Source organism: Chelatococcus albus, from assembly GCF_030067675.1.
Classification (GTDB): Bacteria; Pseudomonadota; Alphaproteobacteria; order Rhizobiales; family Beijerinckiaceae; genus Chelatococcus_A; species Chelatococcus_A albus.
Genome location: NZ_JASJEV010000015.1, coordinates 37,183 through 53,784, shown reverse-complemented (window position 1 = coordinate 53,784; position 16,602 = coordinate 37,183). Strand labels below are relative to the sequence as shown.

The window sequence follows — 16,602 nt, the reverse complement described above, 5'->3', positions numbered from 1 at the left end:
GGCACCTGCCGTGGCCGGGCGTTCATGGCGGAGGGGTGCCGCACGGGCTCCGTTCCGGCCGCCTCGGCCGGAACGGATGCGCCGCGGCGCGTTGGTCGGGGCGCGCCCGGCCATCGCCCCTTCGGGCGGCAGACGCGCTACTTCCAGCTCATTTCCCAGAAGCGGGGCAGCTCGTCCGGATAGGCCTTGAAGACGAGGTCCTTGGCCGCGACGTAGTAGCTCGGCAGGGAGTACATCGGCACGGCGTAGGCCTTCTCCGCGATGAGGGCGAGCGCCTTCCTGTAGGCCTCCTTGCGCATCTGCGGCTCGACCGAGTTGTCGCCCTTCTTCAGGAGTTCGGCGACGGCCGGATCGCGCGTGATGTCGTCGTCGCCCGCGGCGAAGAACACCGGCGTCGAGGCCGAGACGTCGTTGACCGAGAACGAGCCCCAGGTCTGATGCGTCAGCATCGCCTTGTTGCCGCGGATGATGTCGCGCATGGCGGCATATTGCAGGAAGCGCAGGTTGGCCTTGATGCCCACGGCCCTGAGATAGCCGATCACGGCCTCGGTCTGGTTGCGCTCGCGATAGGCGACGATGTCGAGCTCGAGGCCGTTGCCGTAGCCGGCCTCGGCCAGGAGCTGCTTGGCCTTGGCGGGGTTGTAGTCGTATTTCACCGCACCGTCGTTCGTGCAGCCGAACTGCGACGGGAAGCAGACGGTGTCGATGACGCGCGAGCCCTCGCCGACGATCTGCTTGACCATTGTCGGGCGGTCGATGGCGTGGATGATCGCCTTGCGCACGCGCTCGTCCTTGAGCGCAGGGGAGGGAGCGCCTTCGAGCGTGTTCATCTGCAGGAACACGATGCGCATCGTCTCGCCGGAGACGACCTGGAGGTGCGGCGCGGCCTTGAGCTGGTCGGCCTGGTCCTTCGGCACGCCCATGATGAGGTCGACGCCGCTCGAGATGGCCTCCGCCATCTGGGTCTGCCGGTCAGGAATGAAACGGATCTCGACCTTGGCGATCTTGGCCGCCGGCTTCGGCGAATCCCTGAAGTAGTCGGGGTTCTTCTCGAGCGTGATCGACTTGCCGGGGACGTAGTTGGTCACCTTGTAGGGACCGGAGCCCACGGGCTTGTCGTTCTGCCCCTTCGGGCCGACCTTCTCGTAATATTCGTTCGGGTGGATCACGACCGGGCCGGCGAGATATTCGACGGCCGCCGGGAACACCTGCTTGGTGGTGACGCGGACCTTGTACTTGTCGACCTTCTCGGCCTTCTCGATCCAGCTCACGTTCTGCTGGGTGACGACCTTGTTCTCGGGCTTCGCCACGAAGTTCAGCGTGTAGACGACGTCGTCGGCGTCAAATTCCTCGCCATTGTGGAACTTCACGCCCTGGCGCAGGTCGAACTCGAGCGTGCGGTCGTCGATCCAGCGCCAGGCGGTGGCGAGCTGGCCCTTGTATTCATTGGTGACGGGGTCGCGGTAGACGAGCGTGTCCCAGACGTGCTGGCCAATGATGACGCCGATGCGCACGTTGTTGAAGAAGGGATCGGCGCTCTCCGGCGCCTGGTCATAGGCGAAGCGCACCGTGTTGTCGGACTTGCCGGCGAAGGCGACGCCGGTGAGGACGCCCGAGACGAGGGCCGTCGAGGCGAGGCCCGCGACGACGGCTTTCCGCATGAACCCCATGATCCAACCCCCTGGAAGACGCGTGTTCTTGTGTTGCTGGAACCGCCGTCGGGGCTCGATTCGGAGCCGTTGGAGGCGGCAAGGCGATCACTGTGCCAATAGTATGGCCTTGCTTCCATAAGAATGATTCGAATGTATCGTTGCCGAATCGGCAACGATGGGAATGCGAATGCAGCAATCGGCGCTCCGCTATTTTCTGGAAGTCGCGCGCACCGGTTCCGTCAGCGCGGCGGCCGAGCGCCTGCGCGTCGCCGCATCGGCGGTGAGCCGGCAGATCTCGAAACTCGAGGAGGAGCTGGGCGCGCCGCTGTTCGAACGGCGTGCCCGCGGCATGGTGCCGACGCATGCCGGGCGCCTGCTCGCCTCCCATGCCGAGCGCGCGGCGCTGGAGAGCGAGCAGATCGTCAACGAGATCCGCGAGCTGAGCGCGGCGGGGCGCGGGCTCGTGCGCCTGGGCGTCACGGAGGGCATGGCGGTCAGCTTCATCCCCGAGATGATCCACGCCTACCGGATCGCCCATCCGCGCGTGCTCTTCGATCTGAAGGTGCTGCCGCCGGCGCAGGTGACGACATGCGTGCGCGAGGGGGAGGTCGATATCGGCATCACCTTTTCCCTGTCGGCGGATGCCGGCGTGAAGGTCCAGTGGCAGCGTGCCGTTCCCGCGCATGCCTTCGCGGCGCCCAACCATCCCCTGATGCGGCGCGAGCGGGTGACGATGGCCGAGGTCCTCGCCTATCCGACCGCCAGCCTCGACGGAGCCGCCACCATCCGCCGGATGCTCGATCACTACTGCGCCGCGCAGGGCATGGAACTGGAGCCCGCCATCAACTCGACGAATGTCACGAGCGTGATCCATTTCTGCCGCCTGGGCGGGGCCGTGATGTTCTCTGCCTATGTGTCCGTGCTTGCCGCCGTCCGTGACGGCCATCTCGCCGCCGTTCCGCTCGTGGAGGGCGGCATCCTCGAGCGCAGCCTCCAGGTGCAGACCATGCTCGGCCGCCGCCTGCCGGCCGCGACGCAAGGGTTCCTCGATCTCGTCATCGCCGAGCTGGAAGCCCTCGGGCCGCCGCCGCCCGCCAGGGCCTGACACGCATCCCGCCCGGCCTGCCGCTCATCCCGCCGCGGCCCGGTGCGCGTGGCGCTGGCCCGTCAACAGGTCGATGAGGCCGAGCTGGCGCGTCAGGCACTGTTCGAGATTGTAGTCGCGCAGGACGGTCGCACGGGCGCCGGCGCGCAGGGAGGAGAGCGCGTCGCCCCTCGTCAGCGCCTCGAGAATGGCCGCGGCGATCGCCTCCTCGTCGAAGAAGTCCACGAGAAGCCCGTTGCGGCCGTGCGTCAGCACCTCCCGGACCGGCGGCGTGGCGGAGCCGATGACGAGGCAGCCGCAGGCCATGGCCTCGAGGAAGGACCACGAGAGCACGAAGGGATAGGTGAGATAGACGTGCGCCGCCGAGATCTGGAACAGACGGATGAGCGCATCGTGGGGAATGCGGCCGAGGAAGGCAATGCGCTCGGGTGGCAGGCCGGTCTCCCGCGTCAGCGCCTCGCGCCAGGTGCGCCCGTCCTCGCGGTGGCGCCCGTAGCTGACGCCGTCGCCGCCGGCGACGAGGAAGAGCGCCTGCGGGTGGCGCCGGGCCACGCGCGCCGCGGCCCGCATGAATTGGGGAAAGCCGCGGTAGGGCTCGAGATCGCGGGCGACGAAGGTCACGACCGGATCGCCCTGCGCGACCATGCGGCCGTCGGGCAGGGCGAGGCGGACTCCGGGCAGCGGCCGGCAGCGCGAGGTGTCGATGCCGTCGTGGCAGACGGCGATGCGCCGGCGGATATCAGCGGGATACTGATGGCGCTGCCAGCGCGTCGGACTGACGCCCGCCTCGATGGCCTCCATGGTCAGGATCTGCGCCGTATTACGCATGCGCAGACGCATGCGCGTGTCGAGCGACACGCTCTCGGCCGGGTCGAAGCCGACGTCGCTGCCCTCGGCACGATAGTAGAATTCGCAGTAGCCGAGCATCGGCGTGCGGGGCAGGACGTCCTTGGCGAACAGGAGCCCTCCCCAGCCGATGTGCCCGACGACGATCGCCGGGGCCCCCTCCCGCTGGCGCAGGTTGTCGAGCACGGCCGCCACCTGTTCGCCCGTGCGCAGGTGCTGCTCCGGCATGACGAGATGCCTGTGCGAGGCGCCCGCCTGCCGCCGTCCCGTCATGTAGCGCACGAGCCGGACGTGTGGCGGGTGTTTCTCGGCATGTTCGCAGACGAACGTCGTCTCCCATCCCTCCGCCGCCAGCCGGTGGAGGAGATGGCCGAACTGTCCGGGAAAGTGCCGGTGGACGAAAACCGCCCGCATCATGCGCCGGTCAGGCGATTCGGGATTCGCCGTAGCGCAGGGCGTTCGTCCACATGTGCTCGAGCCGGCGAAGCGTGCGGAACGTCGTGTCGAGATCGCGCGCCTCGGTCTCGTCGCGCGCCACGAGCCGGTGGTAGGTCGCGTCGACCGTGCGCACCAGGTCGCAGAGCTGCCGCCCCTTCTCCGACAGCCGGATGCGCGCCGAGCGGCGGTCGCGCGGGGAGGCGCTGCGCTCCACGTAGCCCGATTCGACCAGCCGCTTGAGGTTGTAGGAGGCGTTGGAGCCCAGATAGTAGCCGCGGTCGATGAGGTCGCGGACCGACAGGTCGTCGGGGCCGATCGTGAACAGCATCATGACCTGGGCGGGGCTCAGGTCCTCGACGCCGAGCCGGGTCAGGTCGACGCGGAAGAGGTCGAGATAGCGGCGATGCAGCCGCTCGATGCAGCGCACGAGCTCGAGGTGCACGACCGCGCTCGGGTCGCCCGCGTCCTCGCTCGCCCGCGGCGCGGGGACGAAGGGCGCGCGCCCGTTCGATGGTTCTGCCGAGGCAATGGCCATCTCATTGATCGACTTGCGTTCCATGCTGGTTCCCGTCACGTCGCCACAGATTTAATTCGAATTTCGAACCATTCCTGTGGCGTTTCCCCTAGATTACCCGGTGTTCGTTCTTTGACTTCTAGTTGCGGTCGGCTCTGGTCCATGGGTATCAATTCGTGCGACCATTCTACGATGCGCAAGACTTTGTCCATGCGCAACGACTCTCGACACATTCCTGCACGAATTTTCGGGCAAAAATTAGAGGGCGCCTGACGCCTAATCGCTCGGAGCCACCAGCGCATGAAACAAACTGCAAGCCGGCCCGCCGCCGCCGACCTCATCCACGGGGGGCAGAAGGCCTTCTTCCTCGGACTTTTATATGCGGGCGTCCTGAGCGGTGTCATCAACCTGCTGCAGCTCACGGTGCCGCTGTTCATGCTGCAGGTCCACGACCGTGTGGTGAACAGCCAGAGCCTCGACACGCTCGTGATGCTCATCATCATCGCCGCGGTGGCCCTCGTGCTCTTCGGCGTGCTCGACTTCGTACGTGCGCTGACGTTCCAGGTCATGGGCAGCGCGCTCCTGCGCAAGCTCAACCTGCCGGTGCTGCAGGCTGCGGTCTCGGCTTCGCTCGGTCGCAGCGGCGCGCGGGCGAGCCAGGCGATCCGCGATCTCAACGACATCCGCTCCTTCATCACGGGCAGTGCAATCGGCGTTCCACTGGAAGCGATCTGGTGTCCGATCTTCCTCGCCGTGCTGTTCGCGCTGCATCCCATCTACGGCCTCGTCGCCCTCGTCTCGGCGACAATTCTCGTGGTGCTCAGCCTCGTGTCGGACCTGCTCACCCGGCGGACCTTGAAGCGCGCGAACGAGGCGGCAGTCGACAGCCTGAGCGAGATCAGCGCGAGCCTGCGCCACGCCGAGGCGATCGAGGCGATGGGCATGCTGCCGGCCCTGGCGCGCCGCTGGCGGGCCGCCCAGATGCGCACGCTCGACCTTCTCGACATGGGCACGCGGCGGGGACGGGCGATCGCTTCGATCACGCGCAGCTGCCGCTACATGATGCAGATCGCCGCGCTGTCCGCCGGCGCCATGCTGGTCATCGAGCAGGAGGTGAGCCCGGGCTCGATGGTGGCGGCGAGCATCATCATGGGGCGCCTGCTCCTGCCCTTCGACACCATGGTCGACGGCTGGCGCCAATGGGTCTTCGCCCTTGCCGCCTGGCGCCGGGTGCGCGACCTGCTCGAAAACCAGACGCCGGCGCGCGAGACGAAGCCCACGCCGCGCACGGAGGGCGAGCTCATCGTCGATCGTCTCGTCTTCGCGCCTCCGGGATCGGACATCCCCGTGCTGAAGGGCGTTTCCTTCGCGCTCTCGCCGGGCGAGGTCCTCGGCATCGTCGGGCCGTCGGCGGCCGGCAAGTCGACGCTGGCGCGGCTGATGGTCGGCGTGCTCAAGCCGACGGCGGGCGGCATCTATCTCGACGGTCACAGCGTCTACCTGTGGGAGCGCGGCTCCTTCGGCGACATGGTAGGCTATCTGCCGCAGTCCGTGTCGCTGCTCGACGGCACGATCCGCGAGAACATCGCCCGCATGCGCGAGGCCGATCCGCGCCTGGTCCTCGAGGCGGCCCGGCTCGCCGGCGTGCACGAGATGATCGGCCGCCTGCCGCTCGGCTACGACACGCAGCTCGGCGAGGCGGGCCAGGTGCTCTCGGGCGGCCAGCGCCAGCGCATCGGCCTCGCCCGGGCGCTCTATGGCAACCCGCGCCTCATCGTGCTCGATGAGCCGAATGCCAATCTCGACGCCGAGGGCGAGCAGGCGCTCATGCGCGCCATCGACTCCGCCCGCGCCGGCGGCGCCATGGTCGCGCTGATCGCGCACCGACCCTCGATCATGCAGATCGCCGACAAGCTGCTGGTCCTGCAGGACGGGCGCGTCAGCCAGTTCGGGCCGCGCACCGCCGTGGTCGGCACCATCGATCCCGGCGAAAGGCCTGCGGCCGTTGCCGGAGGCGGACGCGTCGCCGTGCTTGCACGCGAGGGGAGGGGGAAGTGAAGGGCGACATCGAGATCGTCGGGCCCGGGGCGCGCCCGGTCCCGGCCGAGCGCAGGGCCGCCTTCGCCGATCCGCCGGACGCAATGGCCTGGACGGATCGCTTCGAGGCCGAGGAGCCGCGCGGCCCCTCGCTGCGCACGCCCGTCGTCGCGGGCCTGACGGCGATCCTCCTCGGCCTCGGCGGCTTCATGGGCTGGGCCTTCTCCGCCCAGCTCGACAGCGCCGCGGTCGCGACCGCCACCGTCATCGTCGATTCGAAGCGCAAGACGGTGAGCCACCTCGAGGGCGGCATCCTCAAGACGCTGCTCGTGCAGGAGGGCGACGTCGTCAGGGCCGGCCAGCCTGTCATCCGGCTCGACGACACGCGTGCGCGGGCCGAGCTCGCCCAGCTCGAGGCCAGGCGCATCGGCCTCGAGGCACGCCTCGTGCGCCTGCATGCCGAGCAGGCGCGGGCGGCCGAGCTCGTCTTCCCGCCGGCCCTTCTCTCCTCGACGAACCCCATCGTCGCCGAGGTCATCAAGGCCGAGCGCAAGCTCTTTGCCGCGCGCCGCGAGATGCTGGAGCGCAAGCTCGAGATCCAGCGCAAGACCATCGAGCAGCAGGATGCGGAACTGGCCGCGAGCCGCGCCCAGACCGAGGCCAACAACCGCCAGGCCGCACTGCTCGACCGCGAGCTGAAGGCCATCGCCACCCTGGTGGACAAGGGCTACGCGCCGCGTCCCCGCCTCACCGAGCTGCAGACCCGGGAAAGCGAGCTCGCCGGCCGGGCGGGCGAGCTCACCGCGCGCAGGACCAAGGCCGAGCAGGCGAAGGCCGCCGCCGAGCTCGAGATCCTGTCGCTCCAAACCGACATGCAGCAGCAGGTGGCGGCCGACCTGCAGACGGCCCAGCTCGACCTCGCCGATACGCTGGAGCGCATCACCTCCGCGAGCGACGTGCTCAAGCGCGTCGAAGTGGTGTCGCCGCAGGACGGCATCATCACCGACATCCGCATGCGCACGCCCGGCGGCGTCGTCGCACCGGGGCAGGCCATTCTCGACATCGTTCCCGAGCAGGAGCGGCTGGTCGTCGAGGCCAAGATCGGTCTGCGCGACGTCGATTCCGTGCGCGTCGGCGCGCCCGTCCAGGTGCGCCTCACCGCCTACAACAACCGCACCCAGCCGCCCCTGGCGGGCAGGCTGACCTATCTGTCGGCCGATCAGCAGGTCGACGAACGCAACGGCGCGGCGTTCTTCGTGGCGCGCGCCGAGATCCTGCCCGAGAGCCTCGCCGCCAATCCGTCAGTGAAGCTCTACCCCGGCATGCCGGCGGAGCTGCTCGTCATCAACAAGCCGCGCCGCGCCATCGATTATCTCGTCGCCCCGATCGCCGAGAGCTTCAACCGCGCCTTCCGCGAGGAATGAGGCGGCCCGGCATCGCGGACGCGCATAGCCCGGCACGCCAGCGAAGAGCCCGCCGCCTCGCGGCGGGCTCTTCGCTTATGCGAGAGAATGCCTGCGAAAACGGTTCGAATTTCGAAATAATTAATACGCGAAACAGTTCTGGAATAGGTTCGGTTAAGAAGGAAATTATATGACTATTGTGCGGAATTGCATTGTGCGTGCTCAGAATTTGGCTTTTTAAGACTTAACATCAACTGATTTGGCTCATATAGTGCGTCGCGTCGAATGCTGTTGTGCGCTGCACACTGCAACTGGAGACGAGTCGGTGCGATCGGGCGGGTGTCCGCTCCTCCGGCGGAGCAACGAAGGAGACAGCTATGGCGACTCTCGAAGGTGGTGCCTTCGACGATACCCTGTTCGGATCGAGGTCCCCCGACGTGATCTTCGGCCGCGGCGGGGACGATCTGATCTTCGGCGGGCGTGGCAACGACGCCCTCTTCGGTGAAGATGGCGACGACCGTCTGTTCGGCGGCGAGGGAGAAGACACGCTCTTCGGCGGACGCGGCAGCGACCTCCTCTTCGGCGGCAACGGCAACGACTTCGTCCAGGGCGGTGCCGGCGACGACATCCTGTTCGGCGGCAACGGCAACGACCTGCTGCAGGGCGGCGAGGGGAGCGACTACCTGCGCGGCGGCAACGGCAACGACCTTCTGCAGGGCGGCGCCGGTGACGACGTCCTGGATGGCGGGTCGGGCGACGACCTGCTGCAGGGTGGTGCCGGCGACGATCTGCTGACCGGCGGCTCGGGCGACGACGTCCTGCAGGGCGGCGCCGGCGATGACGTGCTCATCGGCGGCGGCGGCCGGGACGTCTTCGTCTTCTCCGGCGGAGGCGGCAGCGACGTGGTGCTCGACTTCAAGGTCGGCGAGGACATCCTCCAGATCTCGAAGGACATCAACGGCACCGGCATCCAGTCGGCGGACGATCTCGCCGGCCGTGTGCAACAGGTCGGCTCGAACGCGCTCATCGATCTCGGCAACGGCGACACGATCACGCTCGTCAATACCAATGCCGACGACGTGCAGCACAACCCTGGCGACTACTTCACCGTCCACTGATCGCGAAGGGCGCCGCGGCCTCGTGCTGCGGCGCCCCCATTGTCTCCGGACCGGCGTATGGCGATGCTCGAGGTCACCGAATTGGCATTTGCTTCCGACAAGGCCGGCCGGCCGCGCGTCCATCTGCTCGGTCGCGAGGTGATCCTGCTCGCCTGGGACGTGCCCCATGCGGTGCACGGCGTCGTGCCCCTGTCGGTCGCCGACGGGGTCTCGATCGCGCCGACGGCCTCGCTGCGACTGGCGCGCGTCGACGGTGGAACGCGCCTGCTCTGGGCGCTGCGCCGCCCGGGCCATGCGCCGCTCAGCATCGCGTTGTCGGCGGGCGCGCCGGGCGTGGATGCCGCCATCGACCTCGACGTCTCGCAGGAGGTGCCAGCCGTCGATGCCGCGGCCCTCGTGGTCGGCCTGGAGCCGGCGGCGCGCATCGCGCTCGTCTGCGCGCTCTTCAATCTCTGGAGTTCGCTGTTTCGGCTGCAGCGCTGCCGCATCTTCGCCGCTGTCCTGCGCGGCGTCCTCGATGCGTTGTCTCCCGAGCCTCGCCCGGCCGGAATCGTGGCGCGGGCATCGGAGGATCTCGTCCTCCTGCAAACGGCGCTCGCCTCCGGCTTCGGTCGAATCGATGCGATCCATATCCTGGGCGACGCCGGCCCCATGCGCCTCTCCGCGCGCCCGCATCTTGCCCCGGCGGGGAGGGACGGGTTGCGGGCCGTCCATCTCGTCGCCGACCGCGCGGCTTCCTTCAGCCGCGCGCCTCTCGTCGTCTTCATCGGCCCCGACGGCCTGAGCGTGCGGGCCGTGGCGGCGCCTCCGCGCCCGCTGCCGTCGATGGTGCGCTGGCTGCGCGAGCAGGCCGCCGCCGCGCCCGGTCTGCGGGAACAGCTCCTGCTCGATCTGGCGGGCCGCTCGGAGGCAGGCCGGGCGGTGGCGCTTGAGGCGCAGCTGCGCGCGCCCCTCCAGCCGAAGCGGGTCACCGGCGGGCTCGCCGCGCCCTCGGCCGAGATCACGACGGCTCTCGCGACCCGGGCCGGTACGCTGGTCACCGGCTGGTTTCGCGATCCCGCGGAACTCGTCTCCGGTATCGAGGCGCCGGCGGCCGACGGTTCCGTCACGGATCTCACGGCGGCCCTGCACCGCTTTCCCGTCGATGTCGAGGGGCCGGGGGAGGGCGTGCGCCTGCGGGCCACGGGGTTCGCGGCGCTGGCGCCGGGCTTCGACGCCGCCGTGCCGCTGCTGCAGCCGCGCTTCCGCCTGCGCCTCAAGTCGGGCGCCTTCCACGCGCTCGTACCGCCGCCGCAGCCGGCCGATCCCGTCGAGGCGCGCGCCGCCGCGCTGCGGGCCGTGCCGCCACAGCACGTCGACGAGAAGCTGCTTGCCGATGTCATCGCGCCGGTGGTGGCCGATCTCCATGCCCGGGCCCGCGCGCGGGTGGGCGAGCCCGTCGTGCTGCGGATCGGCGAGCCCCTCGCGCGGCCCCTCGTGTCGATCGTCGTGCCGCTATACAAGGTGCTCGATTTCCTGCGCTTCCAGATCGGCGCCTTCGCCGCCGACCCGTGGCTGCGGACACATGCCGAGCTCATCTATGTGCTCGACTCGCCGGAACAGGCGAAGGACGTCGAGCATCTGCTGACGGGGCTCCACCTCGTCTACGCGCTGCCGGTGACCCTCGTCGTGATGGCGCGCAACGGCGGATTCGCACGCGCCTGCAACACGGGCGCCGCCGAGGCGCGCGGTGCGGCGCTCGCCATGGTCAATTCGGACGTCGTCCCGACGGCGCCCGGCTGGCTCGAGGCGTTGCTTGCGCGCTTCGACGGGCGGCAGCAGGTCGGCGCCGTCGGGCCGAAGCTCCTCTTCGCCGACGGATCGCTGCAGCACGCCGGCATGTATTTCGCGCGCGACCACCGCGGCCGCTGGCTCAACCATCACTTCCACAAGGGGATGCCGCGTGACTATGCGCCTGCCTGCGTCGAGCGGCTGGTGCCCGCGGTGACGGGCGCCTGCCTCATCCTGCCGCGCGCGCTCTACGAGGAGGTCGGCGGCTTCAACGAGGACTATGTCATCGGCGACTACGAGGATAGCGATCTCTGCCTCAAGATCACCGAGCGGGATCTGCGGATTCTCTATGTCCCGGACGTCGAGCTCTATCACCTCGAACGTCAATCGATGGCGCAGAGCGCCGATTACATGCGCGGCATCGCCTGGCAATACAACTGCGCCCTGCACGCCGCGCGCTGGAACGACCTTATCGCCGCGATCATGCACCTGGGCGGCCCGCGCCGCCCCGCCGACACGTTGCCGGCCGTCGAGGCCGAGGCACCGGCAGACATCGATCCACGCCATCGTCGGGTCGTCAGGAGCATCAACGCATGAATGTCCAGGTCGCCCTCAAGATCCCCGCGCGCGCGACGCCGCCTCTCTCCGCCGGTGAGGAGGTGCGGCTGGCGTGGCTCATGCAGGCGATCGGGCGCAACCGCTTCCTGCCCGCGCCGCCGCCCGAAAGCGTCTTCGTCGGCGATGGCGACTACCGCGCCATCGGGGCCGAATTCCTCGGGCATTTCGTGCGTCTCGGCGAGTTGAAGCCGACCGAGCGCGTGCTCGACATCGGCTGCGGCATCGGCCGCATGGCCGTGCCGCTGACGCAGTATCTCGAAGGCGAGGGTGCCGCCTACGAGGGCGTCGATCCCGTGGCCGAGGGCATCGCCTGGTGCACGCGGACGATCACGCCCGTCTATCCCAATTTCCGCTTCTGCCGGGTGGACGTGGCCCATCCCCTCTACAACCCGCAGGGCCAGCTGGCGGGGGAGGAGGTGGTCCTTCCCTTCCCGGACGCGGGTTTCGACTTCGCCATGATGGTGTCGGTGGCGACGCATCTGCCGCTTGCCGAGATCGGCGCCTATGCCCGCGAGGTCGCGCGCGTCCTCGCGCCGGGCGGCCGGCTGTTCCTCACCGCCTTCCTCGTCGCGCCCGGCGATCCGGCGCGGGAGACGGCGCGCCCGCGGTTCCTGCCCGGCGAGGCGCCCGGCACGTGGATCGGCGATCCGCAGGCGCCGCTCGCCGCCATCGGCTTCGATATCGGACTGGTGGAGGACGCCCTTGAGGCGGCAGGGCTCGTGATCCGCCAAGTCGAGCTCGGTCATTGGCGCGGCACGGACAGCGCCCACTACCAGGACGTGATCGTCGCGGCGAAGCCGGGGAGTGCGCCTTGAGGGTTCTCGTCGTTGCGCATAACCACCCGGACTTCCACCCCGGCGGCACGGAGATCTTCGCCCACGACCTGTTCCGCAGCCTCGCGGCGCGCGAGGGGGGCGAGACGCTGTTCCTTGCCGCCACCAACCGCATCCACCGCGAGCCGCGGCCGGGCACGGCCTTCCAGGCCGTCACGGGCGCCTCGGGCGAGGTGGTGCTGTGGAGCGGGCATTTCGACCGCTTCTACATGAGCCAGGTGGATACCTACGGCGTCGTGCCGGATCTGACCGCCCTCCTCGAGGACTTCCGGCCGGACGTGGTGCACATCCACCACCTTCTGCTCGTCGGCGTCGAGTTCATCGCCCTCGTCCGGCGTGTCCTGCCCGAGGCGCGGATCGTCCTGACGCTGCACGACTACTATCCCATCTGCGCCCACGACGGCCTGATGATGCGCACGAGGGGCCGCGAGCGGTGTGACCGCGCCTCGCCCGATCGTTGCCATGGCTGCTTTCCCGACATAGCGGCCGACCGTTTCCTGCTGCGCGAGCAGCACCTCAAGACCCACCTCGCGCAGGTGGACGCCTTCGTCGCGCCGAGCCGCTTCCTCAAGGAGCGGTACGTCGCCTGGGGGCTGCCGGCCGGGTCGATCGACGTGATCGCCAACGGTCGGCCTGCCGTGCCGGCCGCCGCTCACCGCTCCTCCCCTGACGGGCGGCGGCCGGTCTTCGGCTATTTCGGCAACGTCAACCCGTGGAAGGGGGTCACCGTCCTTCTGAAGGCGGCGAAGCGGCTGATCGAAGAGGAACTCGACGGCTTCGAGCTGCGCCTGCACGGCGGCACGCCGTTCCAGGCGGAGCGCTTCGTCGAGGAGGTCGACGCGCTCGCCGCCGCCACCGAGCCGCGGGTCGTGCGGCTCGGGCCCTACGGTCGCGACGAGCTGCCGGCGCTGATGGCTGCGGTCGACTGGGTCGTCATGCCCTCGATCTGGTGGGAGAACGCGCCGCTCGTCATCCAGGAGGCCTTCCGCCACCGCCGCCCGGTGATCACGAGCGGCATCGGCGGCATGGCCGAGGCGGTGCGCCACGGCATCGACGGCCTGCATGTGCGCCCCGACGACCCGGTGGCGCTGGCGCGGGCCATGCGCGAGGCCGCCGAGACGCCGGGCCTGTGGGAGCGCCTGGTCGAAGGCATCGTCGAGCCGCCGGACATCGAGACGGTCGCCGACCGTCACCTCGCCCTCTACCGGCGCCTGGGCCGCATGGCCGCAGCCGCCTGAGCCGGGAGGAAGACGCATGAGCCTCGCCGAAGCGAAGACCCAGAAGACGGACCCGGCGGACATCCACGGCCGGATGGACGCCATCGACGGCGCCCGCCTGTTCGGCTGGGTGTGGGACCGCGCGCATCCCGACGAGCGCCTGCAGGTGCGCGTGCTGCTCGGCGGCCGCATGGTCGCCTCCGGCGTCGCTGACAGGCCGCGCATCGACCTTCGCCGCAACGGCATCGGCGATGGCGCCCACGCCTTCGAGGTGCAGCTGCCGGATTTCGCCATGCAGCAGACGGAGCAGCTCTCGGTCGTCGCGGTGTCGCCCTCGACGGGACAGGAGGTCATGCTGCGCGTGCCCTCGCAGGACGAGCGCGCCGCCGAGGCTGCCGTCAGCGCGCCACTTGCCCGCGTCCTCGACCAGCTCGATGTGCTCATCGCCGCCCAGCGGCGCTCGCAGATCATCCAGCGCGAGGCCGCCGAGATCCTGCGCGCCACCGCCGAGGAGGTGGAGAAACTGTCGTCCACGGAGGACGGCATCGGTGCCGCCCTCGAGGTGGTGCGGGCCAACCAGGACGAGCTCTCGCGCCGCGTGTCCGACGTCGAGGTCTTCCTGATGCGCTTCGACAGGACGCTCGCGGATTTCGACGAGCGCATCCGCGATCTCGCCGCCGCCGCCGACCGCCCCATGCGCCGGGCGGTGACCCTGCTCGCGGCGCTCGGGGCCATCTCCGCCGTCGCCGCCATTGCCGCTGTCGCCCTCCTCCTCGTGCGCAAGGGCGGGCTGTGATGGGCGGCGCTCGGCGCACAAGGGATCGGCGGACGACGGCCGTTTTTTCAATTCAGCGACGGGAGAGGCGCGTGTGAGCGAACATCCGAACCTGCCGGTCGACGGCGAGACGGCCCTGGCCGCGCCCATCGGCGAGGAGTTCGTACTCGTCATGGGCGTGGCGGACGCCATGCCCGGTGCCCTCCAGGTGCTGCTCAACGGCGATCCGGCCATGTGCATGGAGGCGACCGTCGTCACCTGGCGCCGGGCGGAGGCGCCGGCCGAGGCCGCGATCGGCTTCGTCGCCGCCGTGCCGCTGCAGATCACGGGCCGGCTGCGCCTCGGCTCCATCGTCATGCGCCGCGGCGGCCGGCCGGCGCGTTACACGCTGGTGCGCCGCGCCCTGCCGCTGCAGGGGCTCCTGCACCTGATGGCGACCGATGCGGGCGAGGCCTTCAAGGACGCCGCCGACGGCCTTATCCACGCCCTGATGTCCGGCAAGAGCGGGCCGAAACGCCTCGCCGCCGCCCTCACCATGCTGCAGGCCGCGGCCCGCAACGACGGCTTCGTCGAGGTGATGGGCACGCTCGACACCGGCGAGGTCTTCCTCCAGGGCTGGTCCACGGAGCTGCCGGCGGATACCACGCGCCTCCTCGTGGCGCATGACGGCTTCCTCGTCGGCGAGTTCACGGCGGCGACCGTGCCGCGCGAGGATCTCGGCGGACGGGGCCACGGCTTCTTCGGGCTCCTCTCGCCTGGCAAGACAGTTGTCGATCCGGAAAAGCTGCAGCGCCTCTACTTCCGCGGGGCGGAGGGCTGGCGGGCGCTTGAGATCTACGAGCGGCGCGTGCTGCTCGCCTCGACGGACGTGCCCGCGCACATCCGGGACGTGCTGCCGCGCGGCGACGCCGGCACCGAGACCCTGCGCATCCTGCGCCGGGCGAGCGAGCGTTTCGACGGGCGCGATACGGTCTCCCCCCTGCAGAAGCCGATCCGCATCGGCATGGACATGGTGGTCGACGTGCCCGGCGGCGGCATCCTCGTCAGCGGCTGGATGCTCGACCCCGACGGCCTCGTCGACAGCATGGCGCTCAGGGCCGGCGCCGGCGCCCAGCCGGTCACGGAGAACTGGACACGCCTGCCGCGCCCGGACGTGACGAGCGCCTTCCTCAACGATCCGCTGTTTGCCGGCCGGCTCGACCCGGCCCGCCACGATCACGGCTTCCTCGCCTTCGTGCCCGGACTGTCCGCGGCCGACGGGGCGCCGGTCTATTTCGAGCTGACGATCGAGGACGACACGATCGCCTTCTATCCGCTCACCGCCATGCGCGGCCTGTCGCGCCGGGTCATCGAGCGGCTCGTCTCGGCGCTCGATCCGCGAACCGCCACGGCCGCGCTCGCCATCGAGCGGCACATCGGACCGATGATGCAGGCCGTGGACCAGCCGCCGCCACGGACCGTGGAGACCCGCGATTTCGGTTTCGACGACGAGGAGGCGCCACTGGCGCTGGTCGTCGCCGCCGGGCTCGACGCCGAGGAGGTGACGGCCGCCCTGTCGCTGCTCGCCCTCGACCCGGAGACACGGGCCGTGCCGATCATCGTCTCGGCTCCCGTCGAGGCATTCGACCGGGTTGCCGCCGAGGTGTGCCGGCTGGCGGGCTTCTACGGTCTTGGCGTGCGCCTCGTCGTCGCCGAGGGCGTCACCGACGTCTGCGACGCCTTCGAGGCCGCGCTCGGGGCGACGACGGCCGAGACGCTCGTCTTCCTCGCGGCCGGCGTTCTGCCGCGCCGGGCGGGCTGGCTGTCGCGCATGGAGCGCGCCTACCGCGCCCGCGGCGGCAAGGTGCTGGTGAGCCCGACCATCGTCTTCGAGGACAATTCCATCCGCTTCGCCGGCACCTGGCTCGAGACGGAGGGCGGTGAGCGGCGCCTCACGGACCGCTTCATCGGCTATCCGCGCGATGTCGTGCGCGATGCCGAGCCGACGGAGGTCGTGGCCGGATCGGTGGCCTGCTGCGTCGTGCCGCGGGCGGCGGTGGAGACGGCGGGCGGCTTCAGCCGCTCCTATCTCGGCGCCGCCGACAAGGGGCGCGACCTCTGCCTCAAGCTCAAGCTCGCCGGCACGCCGTCGCTGTGGCTGCCGGAAGTCGAGATGGTCGCCGCGGACGAGGAGGCGGGCGCGGCGAGCCTCGCCTGGCGGCGTCTGGCCCAGCGCGTCGACCGCTGGAGCTTCAATCGCCGCTGGTCCCTCCTGGTCGCCAACATGCGGGGCTGAT

Annotated in this window: 12 protein-coding genes; 9 read left to right on the top strand and 3 right to left on the bottom strand. The window is 69.8% G+C overall.

The annotated features are described in order from the left end of the window. Nucleotides 1-137: 137 nt before the first annotated feature. The gene (locus QNA08_RS17400; protein WP_283741993.1) at nucleotides 138-1,661 is read right to left on the bottom strand and encodes an ABC transporter substrate-binding protein; all 1,524 of its coding nucleotides are present in this window, start codon (nucleotides 1,659-1,661) and stop codon (nucleotides 138-140) included. Nucleotides 1,662-1,839: 178 nt separating this feature from the next. Here QNA08_RS17400 and QNA08_RS17395 point away from each other — a divergent pair, with 178 nt between their 5' ends. Continuing rightward, entirely contained in the window at nucleotides 1,840-2,757 is a 918-nt protein-coding gene (locus QNA08_RS17395; protein ID WP_283741992.1) for a LysR family transcriptional regulator, read from the top strand. 24 nt (nucleotides 2,758-2,781) lie between these two features. On the opposite strand, the gene QNA08_RS17390 is transcribed toward QNA08_RS17395, so the two are convergent. Next, a complete protein-coding gene (locus QNA08_RS17390; protein ID WP_422679946.1) occupies nucleotides 2,782-4,017 on the bottom strand; it encodes a glycosyltransferase in 1,236 nt (411 codons plus the stop codon). 10 nt (nucleotides 4,018-4,027) lie between these two features. After that, on the bottom strand, nucleotides 4,028-4,600 hold the full coding sequence (locus QNA08_RS17385; RefSeq protein ID WP_283741990.1) for a MarR family transcriptional regulator: 573 nt from the start codon (nucleotides 4,598-4,600) through the stop codon (nucleotides 4,028-4,030). A 255-nt stretch (nucleotides 4,601-4,855) separates the two neighbouring features. Between QNA08_RS17385 and QNA08_RS17380 the strand changes: the two genes are divergently transcribed. The 8 genes from QNA08_RS17380 to QNA08_RS17345 all read left to right on the top strand — a co-directional run bounded on the left by QNA08_RS17380 (nucleotide 4,856) and on the right by QNA08_RS17345 (nucleotide 16,601). Further along, a complete protein-coding gene (locus QNA08_RS17380; protein WP_283741989.1) occupies nucleotides 4,856-6,613 on the top strand; it encodes a type I secretion system permease/ATPase in 1,758 nt (585 codons plus the stop codon). Continuing rightward, the gene (locus QNA08_RS17375) at nucleotides 6,610-8,016 is read left to right on the top strand and encodes an HlyD family type I secretion periplasmic adaptor subunit (RefSeq protein WP_283741988.1); all 1,407 of its coding nucleotides are present in this window, start codon (nucleotides 6,610-6,612) and stop codon (nucleotides 8,014-8,016) included. Before QNA08_RS17380 ends, QNA08_RS17375 begins: the two co-directional genes overlap by 4 nt. Nucleotides 8,017-8,372: 356 nt before the next feature. Continuing rightward, nucleotides 8,373-9,113: a calcium-binding protein gene (locus QNA08_RS17370; protein WP_283741987.1), complete on the top strand. Its 741-nt coding sequence runs from the start codon at nucleotides 8,373-8,375 to the stop codon at nucleotides 9,111-9,113. 57 nt (nucleotides 9,114-9,170) lie between these two features. Continuing rightward, nucleotides 9,171-11,480, top strand: coding sequence for a glycosyltransferase (locus QNA08_RS17365; RefSeq protein WP_283741986.1), 2,310 nt, complete (start codon nucleotides 9,171-9,173; stop codon nucleotides 11,478-11,480). Further along, entirely contained in the window at nucleotides 11,477-12,316 is an 840-nt protein-coding gene (locus tag QNA08_RS17360; RefSeq protein ID WP_283741985.1) for a class I SAM-dependent methyltransferase, read from the top strand. Before QNA08_RS17365 ends, QNA08_RS17360 begins: the two co-directional genes overlap by 4 nt. After that, nucleotides 12,313-13,572, top strand: coding sequence for a glycosyltransferase family 4 protein (locus QNA08_RS17355; protein ID WP_283741984.1), 1,260 nt, complete (start codon nucleotides 12,313-12,315; stop codon nucleotides 13,570-13,572). Before QNA08_RS17360 ends, QNA08_RS17355 begins: the two co-directional genes overlap by 4 nt. Nucleotides 13,573-13,588: 16 nt before the next feature. Further along, complete coding sequence (locus tag QNA08_RS17350) at nucleotides 13,589-14,347, top strand: hypothetical protein (protein WP_283741983.1); 759 nt, start codon at nucleotides 13,589-13,591, stop codon at nucleotides 14,345-14,347. Nucleotides 14,348-14,420: 73 nt separating this feature from the next. Further along, nucleotides 14,421-16,601 (top strand): glycosyltransferase family 2 protein, encoded by a 2,181-nt coding sequence (locus tag QNA08_RS17345; protein ID WP_283741982.1) that lies wholly within the window; start codon nucleotides 14,421-14,423, stop codon nucleotides 16,599-16,601. Nucleotide 16,602: the final 1 nt, after the last annotated feature.